At 64.5% G+C, this 560-nt stretch carries 1 protein-coding gene; it reads right to left on the bottom strand.

Going from position 1 to position 560, the window contains the following annotated elements; translation table 11 throughout:
- On the bottom strand, positions 1-386 hold a 386-nt coding region (locus KUM32_RS40880), incomplete at its 3' end, for a pyruvate kinase (RefSeq protein WP_254406786.1).
- Positions 387-560: the final 174 nt, after the last annotated feature.

Raw genomic sequence — 560 nt, 5'->3', positions numbered from 1 at the left:
GTGACGCGGCCGTCGTCGACGAGGATGCGCTCGCCGCGCGTGACGTCGGCGGCCAGCCCCTCGTAGGTCGTCCCGCAGCGGTGGCGGTCGCCCTCGATCTCCTCGACGGTGATGGTGAACTCGTCGCCGCGTTCAAGGAGTACGGGTCCTTCGCGGAATCGACCGAGGCGAATCTTCGGACCTTGAAGGTCGGCGAGGACACCGACGCTGCGGCCGGTCTCCTTGGAGGCTTGGCGCACCCTCTGGTACCGCTCCTCGTGCTCCACGTACGAACCGTGGCTGAGGTTGAGGCGGGCGACGTCCATGCCGGCCTCGACAAGCCTCTTGATCTGCTCATACGAGTCGGTGGCTGGGCCCAGGGTGCAGACGATTTTTGCTCGGCGCATGGGTCGAGCCTATGACCTACCAGCGGGTAGAGAACCGTGAACTCCCTACAGCCCAACGACCTTTGCATGAAAGGCTCTTGACAACTAATGAAACGTGCGCGGGTCCGCTCCTATGAGCGATTTCCGGCGGCCTCGCCCACCCTTCTCACAGTGCGGGACGCGTCATCGTGAACC

This window comes from Streptomyces sp. AC627_RSS907, from assembly GCF_019049165.1.
This window is presented reverse-complemented; position numbering and strand designations above follow the sequence as displayed.